The 18,639-nt window shown below is 67.7% G+C and carries 15 protein-coding genes; 5 read left to right on the top strand and 10 right to left on the bottom strand.

Annotation, left to right across the window (positions count from 1 at the left end; all coding sequences use genetic code 11):
* Window positions 1–108: 108 nt before the first annotated feature.
* The 3 genes from ACFTSF_RS09110 to ACFTSF_RS09100 form a co-directional block, all read right to left on the bottom strand.
* Window positions 109–987 carry an alpha/beta fold hydrolase gene (locus ACFTSF_RS09110; RefSeq protein WP_380153347.1) on the bottom strand — a complete coding sequence of 293 codons (879 nt, stop codon included), beginning with the start codon at window positions 985–987 and terminating at the stop codon, window positions 109–111.
* 28 nt (window positions 988–1,015) lie between these two features.
* Window positions 1,016–2,515, bottom strand: a complete 1,500-nt coding sequence (locus tag ACFTSF_RS09105; protein ID WP_380153346.1) for an MFS transporter — start codon at window positions 2,513–2,515, stop codon at window positions 1,016–1,018.
* A 131-nt stretch (window positions 2,516–2,646) separates the two neighbouring features.
* Window positions 2,647–3,660 (bottom strand): NAD(P)/FAD-dependent oxidoreductase, encoded by a 1,014-nt coding sequence (locus ACFTSF_RS09100; RefSeq protein WP_380153345.1) that lies wholly within the window; start codon window positions 3,658–3,660, stop codon window positions 2,647–2,649.
* 158 nt (window positions 3,661–3,818) lie between these two features.
* On the opposite strand from ACFTSF_RS09100, the gene ACFTSF_RS09095 reads away from it, so the two are divergent.
* The 3 genes from ACFTSF_RS09095 (at window position 3,819) to ACFTSF_RS09085 (ending at window position 5,801) form a co-directional block, all read left to right on the top strand.
* Complete coding sequence (locus ACFTSF_RS09095) at window positions 3,819–4,442, top strand: TetR/AcrR family transcriptional regulator (protein ID WP_380153344.1); 624 nt, start codon at window positions 3,819–3,821, stop codon at window positions 4,440–4,442.
* Between the two features lie 144 nt (window positions 4,443–4,586).
* Window positions 4,587–5,330: a DinB family protein gene (locus ACFTSF_RS09090; protein WP_380153343.1), complete on the top strand. Its 744-nt coding sequence runs from the start codon at window positions 4,587–4,589 to the stop codon at window positions 5,328–5,330.
* A gap of 27 nt (window positions 5,331–5,357) precedes the next feature.
* Window positions 5,358–5,801: a GNAT family N-acetyltransferase gene (locus tag ACFTSF_RS09085; RefSeq protein WP_380153342.1), complete on the top strand. Its 444-nt coding sequence runs from the start codon at window positions 5,358–5,360 to the stop codon at window positions 5,799–5,801.
* Here ACFTSF_RS09085 and ACFTSF_RS09080 read toward each other — a convergent pair.
* Window positions 5,798–6,757, bottom strand: coding sequence for a hypothetical protein (locus ACFTSF_RS09080; RefSeq protein ID WP_380153341.1), 960 nt, complete (start codon window positions 6,755–6,757; stop codon window positions 5,798–5,800). The genes ACFTSF_RS09085 and ACFTSF_RS09080 overlap by 4 nt on opposite strands.
* Before the next feature lie 133 nt (window positions 6,758–6,890).
* Entirely contained in the window at window positions 6,891–8,009 is a 1,119-nt protein-coding gene (locus ACFTSF_RS09075) for a tyrosine-type recombinase/integrase (protein WP_380153340.1), read from the bottom strand.
* 137 nt (window positions 8,010–8,146) lie between these two features.
* Here ACFTSF_RS09075 and ACFTSF_RS09070 point away from each other — a divergent pair, with 137 nt between their 5' ends.
* Window positions 8,147–9,286: a hypothetical protein gene (locus tag ACFTSF_RS09070; RefSeq protein ID WP_380153339.1), complete on the top strand. Its 1,140-nt coding sequence runs from the start codon at window positions 8,147–8,149 to the stop codon at window positions 9,284–9,286.
* Window positions 9,287–9,290: 4 nt separating this feature from the next.
* Here the strand turns inward: ACFTSF_RS09070 and ACFTSF_RS09065 are convergent, their stop codons facing one another.
* The 5 genes from ACFTSF_RS09065 to ACFTSF_RS09045 all read right to left on the bottom strand — a co-directional run bounded on the left by ACFTSF_RS09065 (window position 9,291) and on the right by ACFTSF_RS09045 (window position 17,328).
* Window positions 9,291–13,106, bottom strand: a complete 3,816-nt coding sequence (locus tag ACFTSF_RS09065; RefSeq protein WP_380153338.1) for a hypothetical protein — start codon at window positions 13,104–13,106, stop codon at window positions 9,291–9,293.
* Window positions 13,107–13,218: 112 nt separating this feature from the next.
* Window positions 13,219–13,659: a YybH family protein gene (locus tag ACFTSF_RS09060; protein WP_380153337.1), complete on the bottom strand. Its 441-nt coding sequence runs from the start codon at window positions 13,657–13,659 to the stop codon at window positions 13,219–13,221.
* Window positions 13,660–13,820: 161 nt separating this feature from the next.
* Complete coding sequence (locus tag ACFTSF_RS09055) at window positions 13,821–15,023, bottom strand: S1 family peptidase (RefSeq protein WP_380153336.1); 1,203 nt, start codon at window positions 15,021–15,023, stop codon at window positions 13,821–13,823.
* A 217-nt stretch (window positions 15,024–15,240) separates the two neighbouring features.
* The gene (locus tag ACFTSF_RS09050; RefSeq protein ID WP_380153335.1) at window positions 15,241–15,750 is read right to left on the bottom strand and encodes a DUF402 domain-containing protein; all 510 of its coding nucleotides are present in this window, start codon (window positions 15,748–15,750) and stop codon (window positions 15,241–15,243) included.
* A 9-nt stretch (window positions 15,751–15,759) separates the two neighbouring features.
* Window positions 15,760–17,328 (bottom strand): TIGR03086 family metal-binding protein, encoded by a 1,569-nt coding sequence (locus tag ACFTSF_RS09045; RefSeq protein ID WP_380153334.1) that lies wholly within the window; start codon window positions 17,326–17,328, stop codon window positions 15,760–15,762.
* 117 nt (window positions 17,329–17,445) lie between these two features.
* Between ACFTSF_RS09045 and ACFTSF_RS09040 the strand changes: the two genes are divergently transcribed.
* Complete coding sequence (locus tag ACFTSF_RS09040; protein WP_380153333.1) at window positions 17,446–18,639, top strand: DUF418 domain-containing protein; 1,194 nt, start codon at window positions 17,446–17,448, stop codon at window positions 18,637–18,639.

Below are 18,639 nucleotides of genomic sequence, written 5' to 3'. Positions count from 1 at the left end.
GTGGGTTTGATCTGGTGTCGTGCACTGAGGCCGATTTTCGGCTGGTGTACGACACTCGCGTGAGGGGTGCGCCAACCGACTGACCGCTTCTTGGCGTTTCGTTTGGGGTCAGGCCGCGACGAGTAGGATCCGCGCCATCTCGTCGGGGCGCTCCAAGGCGGAGAAGTGGCCGGTGCGGTCCAGGGTGATGCGGTGGAGGTCCGCCAGCGCGCTGGCCACGCGGTCTCGTTCGGCGGGCCGGGACCAGTCGTTCTCGCCGTAGACGAGGGTGACGGGTGCCGACACGCGTGGGTAGCGCTCGCGGGCCTCATCGAATCCCTTGAGGCTGCGGAAGATCCCTCGGGCCACCTTGTCGTAGCCCTTGCGGCGGCCGCTCCTCAGTAGCTCGGTGATGAACTCCTCGGGGAGCTGGGCCTTGTCGACGTAGCCGCCCTGCAGAATTGCCCGAAAGACGGGCCGCGGCTCGAGGTGGGCGAAGAGGGGGCCCAGCACGGGCATCCGCACGCTGGAGATGATGCCGTGGGCGATCCAGTTTCCGCGTTCGCCTCCCTGGGGGTAGTCGTAGCTGTTGAACGCCACGACCCGGCTGACCCGGTCCTTCAGGTCGATCGATGCCGACAGGGACAGGGCACCCCCGAGCGATTCGCCCGACAGGGTGACATCGTGGAGGTCCAGTCCGCGGACGAATTCGACGACCGCGGCCCGCAGTTGCGGCTCCTCGTACTGTGCGCCGGGGACGATGTCGGACCATCCCATCCCGGGCAGATCCAGCGCGTAGACCGTGAAGTGGTCCCACAACTGCGGAATCACCCGCTGGAAGTAGTCGAGCTGGCCGCGCACGGTGTGCATCAGCACGAGGGCGGGGCCGGCGCCCACCGTGTAGTAGCGCAGCCGCGAGCCATCGGCCCGGGTGAAGAACCGCACCTCGCCGCGGCCGTTGCTCCAGGTTCTCGTGTACGTCGCGTCGGGCGACTCGTCGCGTTCCATGGTTCTGCCCTTCAGGTGAGGAGAATGCCTAGTGGGCCATCACGGGCTCGCCCTCGGACGGCTCCAGAGCCCGGTTCGGGATCAGGAACGCCGCGATGACCGCACCAGCCACGAAGAACCCGGAGCCCCAGGCCAGGGTGGCCGTGTAGCCCTCGACACCGGCCTGCGCCGCGATGGACGCGCTGGGTTTGTGCGAAGTCAGGTAGTCGGTCGCGGCCGACGAGGCAACGCTGGTCAGCAGCGCCGTGCTGATCGAGCCGCCGATTTGCTGGCCGGTGTTGATCAGCGCCGAGGCGACACCCGAGTCCTCGTGGTGAATGCCCGAGGTCGCGCCCTGGATCGCGGTGCTCATCACCGCGCCGATGCCGAGACCCAACAGGATCAGGCCGGGCATGATGTGGGTGACGTAGGTGCTGTCCAGCTCGAGCCGGGTCAGCAGGGCCATACCGGCTGCGGCGATCAGGAAGCCGGCGCTGACGACGATCTTCGGGCCGACCCTGGGCAGCACCAGTAAAGGCATCGTGGTCGACGAAGCGACGACGGCCGCGACCATCGGCAGGAACGCCAGACCGGTCTTGATCGGCGAGTAGCCGAGGCTGGCCGCGAAGTAGTAGGTCAGGAACAGGAAGATCGAGAACATCCCCATGCCCAGGACGAACACCGCCATGAACGAACCACCGCGGGTCCGGTCCAGCACGACTCGCAGCGGCAGCAGCGGATGCGCGACCTTGGACTCCAGCCAGACGAACACCGCGAGCAGTACCGTGCCGACGATCATGGAGCCGAGGGCGACCGGGTCGGTCCAACTGGTGGACTCTACGTGCGCGAACCCGTAGACGATGGCGAACAGCGCGGCGCTCACCACGACGATGCCCGGAATGTCGAGTTGGGGCTTCTTGGTGATCACGGGCTTGGCCAGCAGCAGTAACGCACCGATCAGGGCGGGGACCGCGAAGGCGACGTTCACGTACATCACCCACCGCCACGACGCCCATTCGGTGAGCATGCCGCCGAGCAGCAGCCCGATCGCGCCGCCCGCACCACCCAGGGCGCTGAAGATGCCGAAGGCCTTCGCCCTTTCGGACGGCTCGGTGAAGGTCACACTGAGCAGTGACAGTGCAGCGGGCGCGAGCACTGCGGCGAAGAGACCTTGGGCCACACGTGCCGTGACGAGGATCTCGAAGCTGCCTGCCGAGCCGCCGACGACGGACGCGGCCCCGAAGCCCGCCAAGCCGATCACGAAGAGGGTGCGTCGGCCCAACACGTCACCGAGCCGGCCGCCGAGCAGTAACAGGCTGCCGAACGCCAGCGCGTAACCCGTGATCACCCACTGCCGGCTGCCGTCGCTGAAGTCGAGGGCTTGCTGCGCCTCGGGCAGCGCGATGTTCACCACGGTCGCATCGAGCATGACCATCAGCTGTGCCACGCCGATGACGACCAGCACCCACCAGCGCACGGCATGTGAGCCGCGAAGGCCCGAGTCTTTCTTTCCGGAGGCGGGCGCCTCGCGGTCAACGCTCGTACTCATTCTTCTTCCTTGCTTGCTGGGCATGACTGAAACCGTCTGGAACCTGATGGGTTTCCTCACCTCTGAAGGTGAGGCGAGGGCGAAGGCTGAGATCTCAGAGCTTCGAGATCATCGTGTGGCCGCTTTCGGGCTTACCTCGGCGACCCCTGGAGGGCCGCGTCGGTGTCCGCGATGACCAGGACCTTGTTGATCTCCACGCCGGCCAGCGCGCCGGCCGCTGCGGAAGTCCCGACCTGGGCGACCGGATCGGTGACGTTGCCGGCCACCCACACACCCGGCACCTCGGTGGTGCCGGCCGCGCCGGAGGCGAAACCACGGCCGGTGTTCGGCAGGTCCTGCACCGGCAGGCTCAGACCTTCCAGGCCCTGGGTGCGAGCCTCCATCTGCGGGACGATGGCCAGGACGCGGCGGGCCACGACCTGCCCATCGGCCAGGCGCACCCCGGCGAGGGCACCGTCCTCGTCGTTGACGACCTCGGTAACCGGGGTGTCGACGACGCGGACACCGCGGGCAGCGAAGCGGGCGCGGCTGTCCGCGTCCAGGTCAGTGCCGTGGGTGAAGTAGATGAGATCCTCGGTCAGCTGACGGAACAGAAATGCAGGGCCGATGGAGGCCGGGCCGGTCGCGAGGACACCGATGGGCTCATCGCGCACCTCCCAGCCGTGGCAGTACGGGCAGTGCACCACACTGTGCCCCCAGTGCTCGGCGAGCCCGGGCACCTCCGGCAGCACATCCCTGAGGCCGGTGGCCACGAGGAGGCGGCGAGCGGTCACGCTGCGACCGTCGGCCAAGGTGACGCCGAATCGCAGGTCCCCATCCGCCGACGGGGCGGCGGGCTCGGCCGAGACCACCTCGCCGTGTACGACGCGCCCGCCGTACTCGCGCAACTGCTCTCGGCCCCGTCGAAGGATCTCCGACGGCGGGGTGCCGTCCAAGGCCAGCAAGCCATGCACGGCCTCCGCGGGCGCATTGCGCGGTGAGCCGCTGTCGATCACGACGACCGAGCGGCGGGAGCGGGCCAGCATCAGCGCACCGTTCAGCCCCGCCGCGCCCCCGCCGATCACCACCACGTCGACGACACCCTCGGCCAGTGCGTCGCTCGCGGAGTCCTCGCCAAAGGGCGTTCGCTGCGTCACGTGGGTCATGACTTCAACCTCCAAGCCGCCTTCGCGGCGTCGCGGTCCGGCAAGCCCGGACCAGGTCGGTCCGGCAAACTCAGGCTGATTATGTACTGAACTGTCAGAAACGTAGCCAGTTCTGTACTGAGTTGTCAATAATGGCGCGTTGGCGCTACCTTCTCCGTATGGCGAGACCACGAAGTTTCGACCGCGACCACGTCCTCCATGCCGCCGAACGGCAGTTCCGCACCACGGGCTACAACGGCACGAGCGTCGACGACATCAGCGCTGCCACCGGCATGGGCCGCGGCAGCCTCTATGCCACGTTCGACGGCAAGCACGGCGTGCTGCTCCAGACGATGGCCGTCTACTTCGACCGGCTCGCGCAGGGTGTGCCGAGGGCGCTCGCCGGACCGGACGACGGCGCCATGGAACGACTGCACGGGTACTTGCTCCGCGCTGTCCACGGGGTGCCACTCGCCGCCGACGTACCCCCCGCCCCTGATCGGGCGGCGGCGGCCTGCTTCGCCGCCAAGATGGCCCTGGAGGTCGGCGCCTCCGACTCCGAGGTGAAACGCCTGGCCAACGACTGCTTCTCCGTGCTGATGACGGCAGTGGCCGATTGTGTGCGGGCGGCGCAGCGCAACGGCGACATCGACCCCGACGCGGACCCCGACGGCCTCGCGTATCTTCTACTGACCATCGTCCGCGGCACCGACGTCATCGGCGCCTACGGCCACAGTCCCGCCCGCCTGACCTCGATCGCGGAGAGCGCATTCGCATTGCTGCCTCGCCCGCGCGACCACTGAGAAAGACACAGCCATAGGTCTACGCGCCGCCGGGCTTGAAATGGACACCGCGCCGATCTCTCGTTGGCGGCCGGTGACGGCGTCGGTGTGGCCGGATCGTGCCGGTGTTCGTGCGGGCGAGCGGCAGGTGTGAGACTGAGCGGCATGGCCGCTTTCACCGAGTCCGATGATCTGCAGGCAGCGACGTTCACCGATGTGAATCTGACTGGTGCGCGTTTCGTCCGCTCCAACCTGTCCGGAGTGATCCTGCGCGCCGCGGAGGTCGCCGGCGCCGACATTGACGCTCCCTGGTTGCTCGCCGGCGACAACACCCTCCTCGTCAACGGCGTGAACGTAGCCCCCTTCGTCGACGCCGAGCTGAACCGTCGCTTCGCCGGCCGCGAACTCCGCCGCGCCGACACACCCGACGACCTCCGTACGGCGTGGGCCGCAGTCGAACGCGCCTGGTCCGATACCACCACCCGGGTCGCAGCCATGTCGCCCGGAACCGAGGAGATCTCGGTCGACGGCGAGTGGTCCTTCGCCCAAACCCTCCGGCATCTCGTGCTCGCCACCAACACCTGGCTCGGCCGAGCCATCCTCGGCATCGCCGATCCGTTCCACCCCATCGGCCAGCCGCACGCGGAATACGAGACCGATGGCCTCGACATGTCGGTCTTCGCGCCGACCAAACCGACGTACGACGAGGTGTTGGCCGTGCGCGCCGACCACGTAGCTCAGGTCCGTGACTACCTGGCGACCGTCACCTCGGCCGACCTGAGCGCGGCTCGCAAGAACCCGTGGTCCCCGGACTACCCCGAGACGGTCCTGTCTTGCCTGCACACCATTCTCGAAGAGGAGTGGGAACACCTCCGCTACGCCACCCGAGACCTGGCCACCCTCAGCTGACCGGTCCGACGTGACAGAGTGCGGGCTGTGCTGACACTGGGACCACTACGGCCGTCCGATCGTGATGCCTGGGAGCAACTGTTCGCCGGGTACAACGCGTTCTATGGCCGGCCGACGATGCCGGATGGGTTCTACGACCGGGCCTGGGCCAGGTTCGAGCGCAACGTGGAGCTGCACGCACTCGGCGCTCACCTGGACGACCGCCTGGTCGGGATCGCGCACTTCCTGACCCACGCGAGCACGACGTCAGCCGACGCCTGCTACCTGCAGGACCTGTTCACCGCTCCCGAAGCACGCGGCAAAGGCGTCGCTCGTGCACTCATTGCGGCCGTCGCCGATGCGGCCACGGAACGCGGTTGCGGCCGTCTCTACTGGTCGACCCACGAGTCCAACGCCACGGCGCGCCGCCTCTACGACCAGGTCGCCGAGAACCGCGGCTTCATCATCTACAGCCATCCGCTCACCAGCTAGCTCTGCACGGGCGGCCGCACGTAGGTGACGCCGTACGGGGTGCCGTGGATGACGAACGGGAGCGTGCCGCCGTTGTCCTCGGCGAACGCATTGACCCGCCACGTCCCGCAGCCGCCCGCGGGTTGCGCGACGGTCAGTTGTCCGAGGATGCGTAGATGGTGCACCCGGTTCGAGACCGGCGTGGTCGTGGACGGGCTCGCTTGCGCTACACAGCCGGGCGCGGTGGAGCTGGGGGTGGCGACGGTGCGGAAGCGTACCCGGGCGGTGCCGCTCGCGGGGTACGAACCGGGGCCGCACGCGTTGCCGCCGGTCCCGTAGCAGCTCGTCACGTAGACATCAGTGGTCGCGAGGAAGGAAGTTGCTCCCGGCAACGGCTGGTAGGTCACCGGGTGCAGCTGCTTGCCCGGCGCGTCGAGTGCGAAGTGGGTGTTCGAGTTCGCACCGAACGTCTGCACGACCGGCGCGATCGGGCCGTCGATGTCCGCGATGAATCCGCTGACCAGCTTCGCGGTCTCGCGGCCGCTCGCGAGGCCATCGTTGAGGTACACGCGCAGCAGGCATTGGTAGTTGCCCGTGGTGGCGGGCGTGAACACCATCCGTACGGCGAGCTTGACGTTCTGCTGGTTCTCCAGCAGGTTCTGGCCGCTCCAGATCTGCCCGCCTGCCAGCGTCGTCCCGCCGACTGCCTGGCAGGTGATCTTGTGCCCAACCGCTACCCGGGAGAGCGCTCCATCGTTGCGCCCGTCGCCGACCACGACCTCGCTACGCAGGTTGTGCGACGTACCCGCGGCGACGGTGCCAAGCGCGAGTGTCGCGCGCACCGATCCCTCAGAGCCCTTCGGCGACTCAACCATCGTCGTCGGCGTCGCATAGGCGACCCGGTCGTAGGCATGAGCGGTGCCCGGCACGAGCGGCATCAGCACCAGGGCGCCCACCAGAACACAAAGTCGTCTCATCTAACTCAGTGTGCTGCGCGGCCGACGCCAGGTACCAGCCCGTTGCACCAACCTGCAATCCGAGACCACGGAGGCTCGCCTGAGGCGAACCGGGCGGCTGGCTCGCGCGCATCTCTGGCGTGATCTTCAGCGTTCAGACGGTACGGCGGAGGTGGCGGGGGACGGCTCGCATGACGCGGCCTAGGTCGTCGGTGATGGCGGAGACGCGTTCGCTGCGGCCGTCGTCGTCGATGTAGATCATCACGGTGCGGACGTCGGCGTGGCCGGACAGTTCCTGGATGTCTTCGGCGTTGAGGCCGCGGCGTTTCTGGTCGGTGATCGCGGTGGCGCGCAGGGAGTGTGGGGTGACCTTCTCGGGGCGCGGGATACCGGCGGTCTTGGCGAGGCGGCGCAGCAGGCGGGTGACGTCATGACGGTCGAGGCGGTTGCCTGCGGCGTCTGCGACGAGAGGTGCTGGGCCGGGGCCGGTCCACGGTGGGCGGATGGCGACGTACAGGTCGAGGAGCTCGGCGACAGTGGTCTCGAGGGGGACACGGACGGTGGCGCCGCCTTTGCGGGTGATGACGAGCCAGGTACGGCGACCTTCGTCCTGCCGGTCGTTGTCGTCGGCCGCGCACAGCTCGGAGACTCGGAGCGCGCCGGTGAAGAGCAGGCCGACGACGAGCGCGTCGCGGACGTCGGTGGCAGCGGCGAGAATCGCTGAGATGTCATCGGCCTGCAGCACGCGGGCCGAGGTGGCGCGGCGGCCGCGGTGGAACTTGGGCCGGTGGTCGTCGTCGGAGATGGGGGAGACGACCTGCAGGCCCCAGCTTGCGGCGTACCGGTAGAGGCTGGACAGGGTTGAGAGCCGGCGAGCGATCGAGGACTCGGTCGCGCCCGCGTCTTGTTGCTGCGACAACCACATGGTCACTTCGGCCCGATGCAGGTCGAGTGCGAAGCGGTCCCGGCCGAGGGCGTGGCGCGCCCACTCCGCCCAGAGCAGCAGATCGTCGGCGTACGCGATCCGCGTCTGCGGGCTCGACCGACGAGTCCCGCCGAGCCAGAGGACGGCCAGCGCAGCCAACTCGGGGGACAGCGCTTCGGTCAGCAGATCCAGGCGGTCGACCGGCTCGGCAGCGCGGGGTGCTCCGACAGGCCGGCGGGCTCCCAGCGAGCGTCGTACGGCGGCCTCCGTCGAGGCATCTGGTCTCGGCTGCTCGGCGACCGTTGCTTGGTAGTGCCGTTCCAGACCGTCCGAGCGCTCATCGTCCACAGCAGAAAGACTAGCGCATAACGGGGATTATGCGCTCTTTCCAGGTTCAGTTTAGTTCTCATAGTTAAGTCCGAGTTGACGTAACTAAACTAACGTAACCAAGAACTTAATGACGAAAGTAGGGTAGGGTGACGACTATGACCGCGACCGAAACTGAAGCGATCTCGCCGGCCCGCGACGGGCTCTGCGAGTTCCCTGGCGTGAACTGCCCGAACCCGAAGCTGCAGGACGCCGGCGCATCGGGCCGGCCGCCGAAGTACTGCGGCCTGGAGGGCCCTGGGATCGACGGGAAGCTGGTCATCCACAACAAGGCGACCGCCTGGTCGGCTAAGAAGGCCGCTGAGAGACGCCCTGTGCGCGCCGCCGGGGGAGCGGGGTCCGTACCGGCGCTGCCCGCAGGCCCGGTGACGACCGCCAGGACAACCCTGGAGAACCAGATGCTCGAGCTCCCGCGGCGGCTCGACCAGTTGCAGGAGTTCCTGACCGGGATCACTGCCGCAGTCCGCGCGTACGGCGATGCCGAAGCCGTGGCCGCCGAGGTCGAGCAGCTCCAAGCCTCCTCGCGCGCACAAGTGGCCGAGGTCGAGCGCCAGCGTGGTGAAGAGGAACACCGCCGGCGCCAAGCCGAGCAACAGGCCGCCGACGCCGAAGACGCCCGCGAGGAGGCCGACGCCGCAGCCCAAGACGCGTTCGAGGAGCTCGAGTCGGCCCGCGCAGAAGCACTGGCTGCCCTAACCGCAGCAGAGAAGGCCCGACAAGACGCTGCCAGCGCCCGCGAGAGCGCCGCCGCCGAGATCGACCAGGCGCGCCAGGAAGCACAGACCGCTCAGGAAGCCGCCACAGCACAAGCAGAAGAGCTACGCCAAGACACCGAGCGCCGAATCGCCGAGATCCAGGCGTCCGCAGAGCTCCAGATCCACCAGGCCCGCACCGAAGTCGAGGTCGCCCGCATCGCCCAGGCCACGGCAGAGTCCGCGAGCAAGACCGCCCAGTCGGCCGCCGACACCGCTGCAACCGAGCTGGCCGCTGCCCGAAGCGAGCTCCGCGAACTCACCCAGCAACACCGCAGCCAGCTCGACACCCTGCGGACCGATCATCGCGCCGACGTCGAGCAGCTGCGTACCGACCACCGTGAGCAGCTGGACGACGTACGACGCTCGGCCGCCGACCGCATCGCGGCCGGCGCCGCTGCCCAGCAAGCCGCCGAACAGCTCGCCGAAGACCTCCGCCGCCAGCTCGCCCAGCGGACCAGCTCACCTGAACCTGACTCTGACTAGCAGGTCAGCCCTCCAACGTCTTGGCCTCGTCGTCGGCCGCCTGCGCTTCAGTCTGATGACCTGCTGACCGCAGGCGCTCGGCCAGCTTGCGCAGCGACCAGGCCAACCGGCTGCGGTAGCCGCTGTTCGTCGGTGCGGCCGCGTAGAGCTCCCGGTAGACCCCGACCGTCCCCTGCGCGGCCCGCACACCTTCCTCGCCGGCGACGAGGTATCCGGCAACATGAGCGAGGTTGTAGGCCGCGTCGGACCGGACCTCCGGCGGGGCTGCGGCAAGGCGCGGCAGTACGGCGATTCCCTCGTCACCCAGTCCCGCGGTTTCGGCTTGGCGCGCGGCGTTGAACAGGCGGGAGCACAGTCCGTGCAGTGCCCACACGAGGCGCTGCGCCTCGAGACTGCTGGCCGGATCAGCCGCCGACAGCTCCCGATAGACAGCGAGCGAATGCTGCGCTGCCCGCACCGCCTCATCGCCCGGCGGCACATACCCCGAGACGTGCCCCAAGTTGTAGGCGGCATCGGAACGGGTAGCGGCCGGCGCCCCGGCGAGGCGTGGCAGTACGGCGATTCCCTCGTCACCCAACCCGGCGGACTCAGCCTGCCGGTTGACGGTGTAGAGGCGTGAGGACACCACATGCAGCACCCAGACCAGGCGCTGCGCCGACAAGTGGTTGGCAGGGTCCGCCGCCGACAACTCGCGGTACACAGCGAGCGCCTGTTGCGCTGCCCGCACCGCCTCATCACCGGGCGGTACGTAGCCCGAGACGTGCGCCAAGTTGTAAGCAGCGTCGGCACGGACCTCCGGCGGCGCAGTGGCGAGACGCGGCAGTACGGCGATTCCCTCGTCACCCAACCCGGCGGATTCAGCCTGGCGCTTGGCGGTGTAGAGGCGTGAGGACACCACATGCAGCACCCACATCAGTCGCTGCGCCGACAGGTTGTCTGCCGGATCAGCGGCGGACAACTCGCGGTAGGTCGCCAGCGCATGCTGCGCCGCTCGCACCGCCTCGGCACCAGCCGGCACATAGCCCGAGACGTGTGCCAGGTTGTAGGCAGCATCGGAGCGGAGGTCTGGAGTCGCAGTCGCCAACCGACGGGCGACCTTGATCCCCTCATCGCCCAACCCAGCAGCCTCTGCGGCACGGCCCGCCGAATGCAGTCGCCCACTGAGGACATGAAGCCCCCAGACGAGCCGCGCCTGATGCGCGTGGACGCTGTGATCGTCGTCGGCCACCTCGCGCAGCAGTTCCACGGCGTACTCAGCAGTCCGGACAGCCTCGTCGCCAGGTGCGACATAGCCGGAGATGTGCGCCAGGTCCACGGCAACGCCGGTCTGTACGCCGGGATCCGTGCCGGACGCATCGACCGCCCGCTCGGAGACTCCGATCGCCTCGTCTCCGAGCCCGGCGCTGTCGGCCGCCCGCCCGGTCCCGTGGTACCGGCTCGAAAGGAAGTGGATCGTCCACACCAGCCGGGTCAGCTTCTCCGTCTTGGCCTGGTCCGCGGCCACGATCGCCCGCGAGATGACGACGGCCTCCTCCGCGCACGCGACCGACTCGGCGTTGTCGGAAGCGGCCAGTTTCTGGGACCGCTCCACGAGGGAGTCGGCGATCGCCCGGGACCGGATGATTTCCATCGGCAGGCTCCAGCGCCGCCATACCGGGTTCGGATCCAGCGCCAGGGTGACCGGACCGTCATCGGTGACCCAGCGATCCGGCCGGCTCCGCAGTACCGTGGCCGAGGCAGCCCGAGCGGGCGCCCGGTTGAAGGCCTGCAGCTCGACCGACTCCATCTTCCAGCCGGACCACAGCGATGCGCCGACGGTCTCGATGAAGCGATCGGACCAGGACTGGGTGTCGCCGTCGCCCTTGCCCGCATAGGCGTCGAGCAGCTCGTCCCGGGCGTCGGAGGTTTCGTCATCGCTCTCGAAGACGGTCAGCGGCAGCGCGATGCCACCTGCGCCCTTCGGCACCCGGATCCTGTTGAAGGTGTGCCGCAACCACACCTTGTCGCCGCGGTCGTCGACGCTGCCCGGCTCACAGCGCCACTTCTGGGTCCTGGTCTCGGGCTGGTCGTCGGACAGATTGATGAGCAGCGCAAGGACGAACGGCTCGTCCTCATCGCTGCCCCGGTCCCAGGTGCTCTCCTCCCAGCACTCCAGCCGGTCGAGGTAGACCTCGAACTCCCGCCATTCGTACGGAACCCCCGGGCCGCTCGCCTCGTCGGTCCGCCGGATGTGTCCGTGGATATGGTGCTGGCCCTCGTCGTCACCGTCGATGAACTGGCTGAACGCGACCGGTTCGTACCCGATGTTCTCGAGATCTGCCGCGTTCCAGACGAGCTGCCGCGAACCGACCAGGTCCGCGTGCCCGCCGAAGATCGAGAGCAAGAAGTCCCCGATGGAGTCGATCAGGCTCTCCAGTGCGCCGATGAAACCGTCCCAGATCACCTCGGCGATGTCACCGATGTCCTTCGACTCGACCCGGAAGGTCACTTCCCGCGGCAGTTCCTTCAACGGGCCGATCGTGTACGTCGCGAGGTCGCCGGACTCGAAATCGTTGTACTCGAGGATCGCGGGCGAGGTCTTCATGTAGTCCAGCGGGAACTCCTTGTCCCCGAACCGGACGTGCACGGTGCCGTCCGTACCCGCCTCGCCGTCGTCGCTCGTCTTGATCAGCAGCCGGACGTACCAGTCCCACGGCTCGTCGGCGGCGGTCGGCGGGTAGTTCCCGGCCGAGACGAAGGTGTATGGGAAGCGCGCGAAGTCCTCGAACTGCTCGTGCCGGCGCTCGTACGCGTCGCTCGTCTGCTTGACCCGGTCCCAGAACGCCTTGGTGACCGGGTCGGCCGCCATCAGGTTGCCGAGCTCACGCAACCACCAGACCGACGAGTCGACGGCTAGCTGCCGGGCTGCGCCGAACAGCGCCTCCGGAGTGACCGCCGTACGGTCTGGAAGCTCTCTGATTTGGTGCGCGATCTTCGCCTGCCAGGTGCTGTCGAGCGCGATCCCCGGCGGGTTGACGTAGACCATGCCCTTCGGGAGGGGAATGCCCAGTACCTCGATACTGACCGGCTCGGCGTTCTTGCACCGGTCGTAGATCTGGCAGGGCGTCATCTTGTTCAGTGGTGAGATCGCGGAGCACGCGATGCTCATCACGTCGGCGACGTTGACCGCCTCGATGATCGCGCACTCGAACGACACCTTGCCGTGCGGCTTCTGGCTGTGGTGCTCGTCCACCTCGTACGACCCCGAGTACAAGTACATCGACCGCCGTACGTCGGCATCGATGCCGGGATGGAAGTAGTGCTTCATCCGGCGCGACGGGTCGTCGACCCAGTTCGAGTGCGCGTAGAAGTCCTGGATGGCGTGCAGGGTGACGCCGATGATGTTCTGCGCCGCCTCGACATCACCACGGTCGGCCGCCCAGAGCACGCCGGCGACCGAGCCGGACAGGTAGCGATGCCACATCTTCTCGATCTGTCCCACCGAGGTCAGGTCGTCGAAGTGCACCTGGACGAGGTCGTCATGCATACTCGCGGCGGCCTTGATCCGGCGGATCGACTTGTCACTGAAGACGCCACCCACCCAGAACAACGGGTTGTAGAGGTAGCTGTCCACGTAGTCGACGTGCCACTTGATCACCCGCGCGGCGTCGGCGTTCCACTGCCCGCCGGGTTCCACCGCCAGGTTCCGGAACGCGTCGCCGGTGATGGCCTGGTGGACGTAGAGACTCTCGTCCTCTTCTTCGGTCGGGCTGCCGACCCCTTCCAGCCCGAACCGCAGCGAGCTCAGTGACCAGAGCTTGAACAACGAGCCGATGAACATGGTCCCCCCAGGAATCGACGATTCCTGGCACTGTCGCGCGCCCGCCGCCGACGATCAATCGCGAGCCCGCACGGTCTGCCCGCGCAGAGCCCGACTCTGCCCGATGGGGCGATCAGGGCTCGAGGTCGGTGACGCCCTTGCCGGACAGGATGTCCAGTGGAACCGAGACCTGGTCGTGGGCGATCAGCCAGGTCCCGTCGATCTTGCGCAGGCCGTAGGTGACTCGGACCCACATGCCGGCCATGGCAGCGCCGTTCCGGCCGGTTCCGCTGAGGCGGGCGAAGGCGTAGCCGAAGGCGACGTCGTCGCCGACGGTGAGGGTCAGGTCCCGGATCTCGTAGTTCACGGTCTCGAAGAACGCGAACGCGTTCGCCCAGTTGCGGGCCTTCGCCGCGGTCCCGAGATGCTGCAGCGGCGGCTCGACGTCGTACGACACGACGTCCGTCGTGTAGACCGCCATCAGTGCCTCGAGATCCTTGGCCCGGATCGACTCGACGATCACGTCGATCTGCTGCCTGATCCGGGCTTCGTCCGCCGCACGCTCGCTGGGCATCGCAGTCTTCCTTTCGTGGTGGTGTGCCGTCCATTGAAAGCTATGCGCCGCGAGCTATCTTGTCCAAGATCAGTATTGCTATCCAGTTATGTTGCGGTGGGCATGATCGCGAACAGCCCTCTCGCCGATGACGGCGAGAGGGCTGTGGTGTGGCTGACGGATCAGCCGAGGGTGAGGGTGACGCCGTAGTACTGGGCTGCGTCGACGACCGGCTGGTAGAAGGAGTACGAGCCGGTGGCGTTGCCGCCCTGGTTCCAGCCGCAGTCGTGGCCGTCGCTCGGGCCGCCGGAGGTCATGCCCTGGGCGGTGGTGCCGGAGATGTAGGCACCGCCCGAGTCGCCGCCCTCGGTGCAGACGGTCGAACGGGCCAGGCCGCTGGTGCGGGTGACGCTGCCGCCCGCGCCGCCGTAGTTGACGGTCAGGTTGTACTGCGTGATCGAGCCGCAGGTCCAGCCGGTGGTGTTGCCGGCCTTGCAGATGGTCGAGCCGACCGGGGCCTTCGACGACCCGGTGACCCGGGTGGTCTGACCGTTGCGGTTGTCGATGTACCCGCGGCCGACGTTGTTACTGTCGATGTCCATCAGACCCATGTCGACACTCGGCGAGCCGGTACGGAACCGGCTGGCGACACCCGCGCCGAGGCGGACACCCGAACGGTTCTGCACCATCGGGTTGCCCTCGACACAGTGGCCGGCGCTCAGCATCACATTGTCGCCGCCGTTGCGCGTACCGGAGAAGCCGAGCGAGCAGTTCGTGCCCGGGACCAGGTCCATGATCTGGCCGCCGATCACGTCAGCGGTCATCGCCAGCGTGGTGTTGTTCGTGCTGACGTCGACACCCGGGATCGCCTTCAACTGCTTGACCAGGGCAACAGTCTTCGCGGACTGCTTCCCCGGCTGGAGAACAACCTGCAAGCGGTCGGTCGGCAGATCGGCACCGATCGACTGAACCTGCAGCGAGCCCGACTTGTCAGCCAGCGCCTGGACCTGCGTCTGCAGCTTGGCCAGGGCCTTCTCACCACGAGCAACGGACCGCGGAGCCAGTCCGTGCTCACGGGCTACCTGAGCAGCCTTGGCCGAATGCACGTTCACGACAAGCTGACGGTCGGCGTTGAAGAACGCTCCGTCGAGACTGGCCTTCGCCGTCTCGAACGCAGCAGCCTTGGTGTGCTCACCATCGAGCCGCACCTTAGCCTCGGCCGGGCTGACACCCCAGCTCTTGCCGAGTACGTCGTACACACCGTCAGCCGGTGCGGGAACAGGCGCGCTCGTCGCGGTCTGCATCGGTGCCAGGGCGGCGGCACCGAGTCCGAGCGCGAGAACAGCACCAGCGAGGGATTTACGGGGGCGGGGCGGGAAGCGCATAGGTCACATCCGATTCCTCTGGGGCGGCCTGCCTCAAGGCCGCGATTTTGGGAATCGTTGTCGGTAAGCCCATGACCTAACAAGCCCGCACCCCAACCCGCAGGGTCGCACAAGGGAAAGCCTTCGGTTCACCCTCCGTCTACCACTGGTCGACTGAGGGTGAACAACCGTTGAACACCAAACCCGAAGGGTCCCCACACAGGGGAGCCTCCGCGGGTCAGTCCCCGAAGAACGAAGGAAGTCGCTGAAGCGCGAGCACACCGTCAGGGGGAAACTGCCGGGGAGGATCGATAGATCCCTTCTCGTCACCCCGAAGATGCCGTTCGATGAACGCCTGGGTGTTACTGAGAGCGGCAGCGCACTGAGCAGCCGTGATCCGCCCTTGGCTGAGCGCATCGCCGAGCTCGTCCAGATCCAGCACGTGATACCGCTCCGCGCCGGGCGGCACGAGGAAGTCGACGTACAGGTCATGCACGATCAAGCCGGCGTCCACCTCCTCGAGCTCGACCACGTCGACGTACCACCAGCCCTTGAGCGGTCCGTCGAAGGTCACCGTCTTGATCAGCTGGATGCCTTGACCGAGCAAGAGGTAGCACCGATCGACGGTCGGGTGCCCGGGAATCTGCCACTTGGGCAGGATGGGGAGGTCGTACGCGACGACGTCGTCGATCCTTCGGGCGGGACACCACTGGCCGGTGCGATGCAGTACCTGGAGAGTCGAGTTCACCTCCCGAACCTAGCTGTCGGTTGGGACACGGCGGCCCAGGAACGCGGCGACCCGATCGAGGTCGGAAGCGTCATCGGGAGCGGCTTGCGCCGCGGCGATGGATCCGCCGGCGGTTCGGGGGAGGTCGCCATAGATCTCTCGTACGACGGGGAGCGCGGCGCGGGCGAGGTCGGGAACCAGGTCGCGGTCGTCGCCGAGGGCGGTGGCGAGGTCCCAGCCGTGGACGAGGAGCTCGATGAGCAACTGTTCGACGAGGCGACGGCCGGGGGCGGGACCGAAGGAGCGCTCGAGGAGGCCCGGCTGCTGGAAAGACTCGCGAGCCTCGGCGGCGGCAGTGTCGAAGGCGGCGATGTGGTCGTCACCGAGGTGGTCGTCGGTGTGGGCGGTTGAGGGAGGAGTGCCCTGAGCTAGACCGCCCCAGATGAGGTTCTCCCACACCAGATGGTCGAGCAGCTCCCGCACGGTCCAGTCATCGCAAGGGGTCGGCAGGCCGAACTGGTCCGGCGTTGCGGCGCGCACGAGTACGCCGACTGTGTCTTGCACACGTGTGAATGCCTCCAGGACGCCGCCCGGCCACGGGTCGGTGTCGTTCGTGTAGAGCGCTTCGAGCTGAGCATCGCGCGCGCCGGGAGACGGATTGGCGTGGAGAGCGGTGGTGAGCCACTGGCCCTCCGAGGCGATTCCGGCCGACGCGGGCTGGCCGGTGAGGACACACAGCAAGTGCCAGAAGCGTTCGACGGACGGCTCGGACGCTGCAGTGAGCTGCTCGTGGAAGAGCTTGCGTGCCGAGGTGCCGTCGGAGGTCACCGAAGGGTCGGTGTTCGCACGGCTCGGCAGCCAGGCGGCCACGATGTCGGCAACGACCTGATCGGCAGCGGGGGAGTCCGCCGCCGTACCGTCCTGGATCGCTGCGCGGACGCGGCCGACCCAGACGTCGGTGAGCTCGCGCATCTCCGCTGCCGCAGCATCGTCCTGCGCTCCTTGACCATGACGGGCGGTGTACTCCGCGATGCGCCGCATGGCGGGACCCAGTTCGCCGTCGGCGACGAGTTCGCCCAGTGCCAACCACGCTTCGACCTGCTCGTCGGTGGGATCGTCCGGGAGCTCGGCTCCGGCCGCCAGCAGGCCTTCCCGGAAGTAGGGCACATCCACATCGCTGAGGGTGTCGGCGAGGAAGTCGTGGACCAGTTCGCGACGCTCGTCCGGGGACATCTGCGCGGTACGGGTCATCAGAGCAAGCCCTTCGTGAGTCGTACGACGGGTGACAGTGCGCAGGACGGCCTGATGGGTCCGCAGCCGCCGGATCTGCGCCTCGAGAGCCTCGACGTGTGCGGCCGCGACCTCGGTGAGCCCATCCTCGCGATCCAGGGCAGCCCGGATTTCGCCGAGCCCCATCCCCAGATCCCGCAAGGTCCGGGCAAGCCGCAGGCGGGCTACCCCAGCGGTGTCGTAGCGGCGATAGCCGCCGGTCGACCGACCCACCGGTGCCACCACGCCCACATCCGACCAGTGCCTGACCACCTTCACCGGCAGCCCGGTCTGCCGCGCCACAGCGCCGATACTCCACGTAGGTCGCATGTGCTCCAGTCTTGACTCTCCCTTCGTAGGAGAGTCAAGCGAGGGTAGTGGAAGTTCCACCACGACTGAGGTGCCAGCACGCCTGCGTCGCGAGATCGCCGCCCCTTGACTTGGAGCATGAGCCAACAGCCTGGCACGCTGCGGACCCGGATCCATGACATCGATGCGCTGCGCGGGTTCGCCCTGCTCGGCATCCTGATCGCGAACATCACCTACGCCGCCTCCGGATTCCCGATCCACATCGCGGAGGACCCGTCGTACAGCTCGGGTCTTGATCACGCCGTGAACTGGCTGGGGCACGCGTTGGTCGATCTGAAGTTCTACCTGCTGTTCTCGTTCCTGTTCGGGTACAGCTTTCAGTTGCAGATCGAGGCTGCGCAGCGAGCCGGCGCACAGTTCAGGCCGCGGATGCTGCGGCGGCTCGGCGGGCTCTTCGTCATCGGTGCGCTGCACGCGATCTTCCTGATCACGGGCGACATCCTCACCGTGTACGCGCTGATCGGGCTGGTGCTGCTGGCGATGCGGGGTGTGCGGGACAAGACCGCCCTGATCGTGGCCGCCGGAATCTACGGGTACCTGTTCGTCACGCTGGGATCGACGGTGTTGTTCCTCGACACCTCCGCACTTCTCGATCCGGCTGGGGCCGTGGCTGCCGCTCAGCAGACCACGACAAACCTGGGCGGCTCGTTCGGCGATGTGATCGGCGAGCACCTCCGGGCGCTACCGGCGTTCGGGCTTGCGCAGATCACCGTGCAGGGACCGACCACGTTGGCTGTGATGCTGCTCGGCATGGTCGCCGGTCGGCGCCGTCTGCTCGCCGGCGTGACCGGGCAGGAGCCGGTACTGCGGAAGATTCAGCTCGTCGGATTCCCCATCGGCCTGCTGGGCAGCGTCGTTTACGCGGCGGGTGGCAACGGCAGCACCATCAGCGTCCTGGTCGGCGTCATGACCGCCCCGCTCCTATCAGCCGCGTACGCCGCCACTCTGCTCCGACTGATGCATTCGGATGCCGGTCGCTCGCTGGGCAGCCTCCTGGCTCCGGCCGGCCGCATGGCGCTGTCGAACTACCTGGGCCAATCACTGGCGACCCTGCTGATCTTCACCGGTGTCGGTCTCGGTCTGGTCGGGCAGGTCTCTCCGCTGGAGACGTTCACCTTCGCGATCGCCATCTACGCAGCCCAGGTCGCGATCAGCCGCTGGTGGATGGCACGGTGCACCTACGGACCGGTCGAAGGCGTCCTCCGAGCTGTCACCAACGCCACTCCACCGACCTGGGGGTACCGCGCCAGGCGCGACCTGACCCGCGGTTAG

The organism is Kribbella sp. NPDC056951 (assembly GCF_042674205.1).
GTDB lineage: Bacteria > Actinomycetota > Actinomycetes > Propionibacteriales > Kribbellaceae > Kribbella > Kribbella yunnanensis.
The sequence above is the reverse complement of the archived record's forward strand: the minus strand, read 5'-3'. Positions and strand labels throughout refer to the sequence as shown.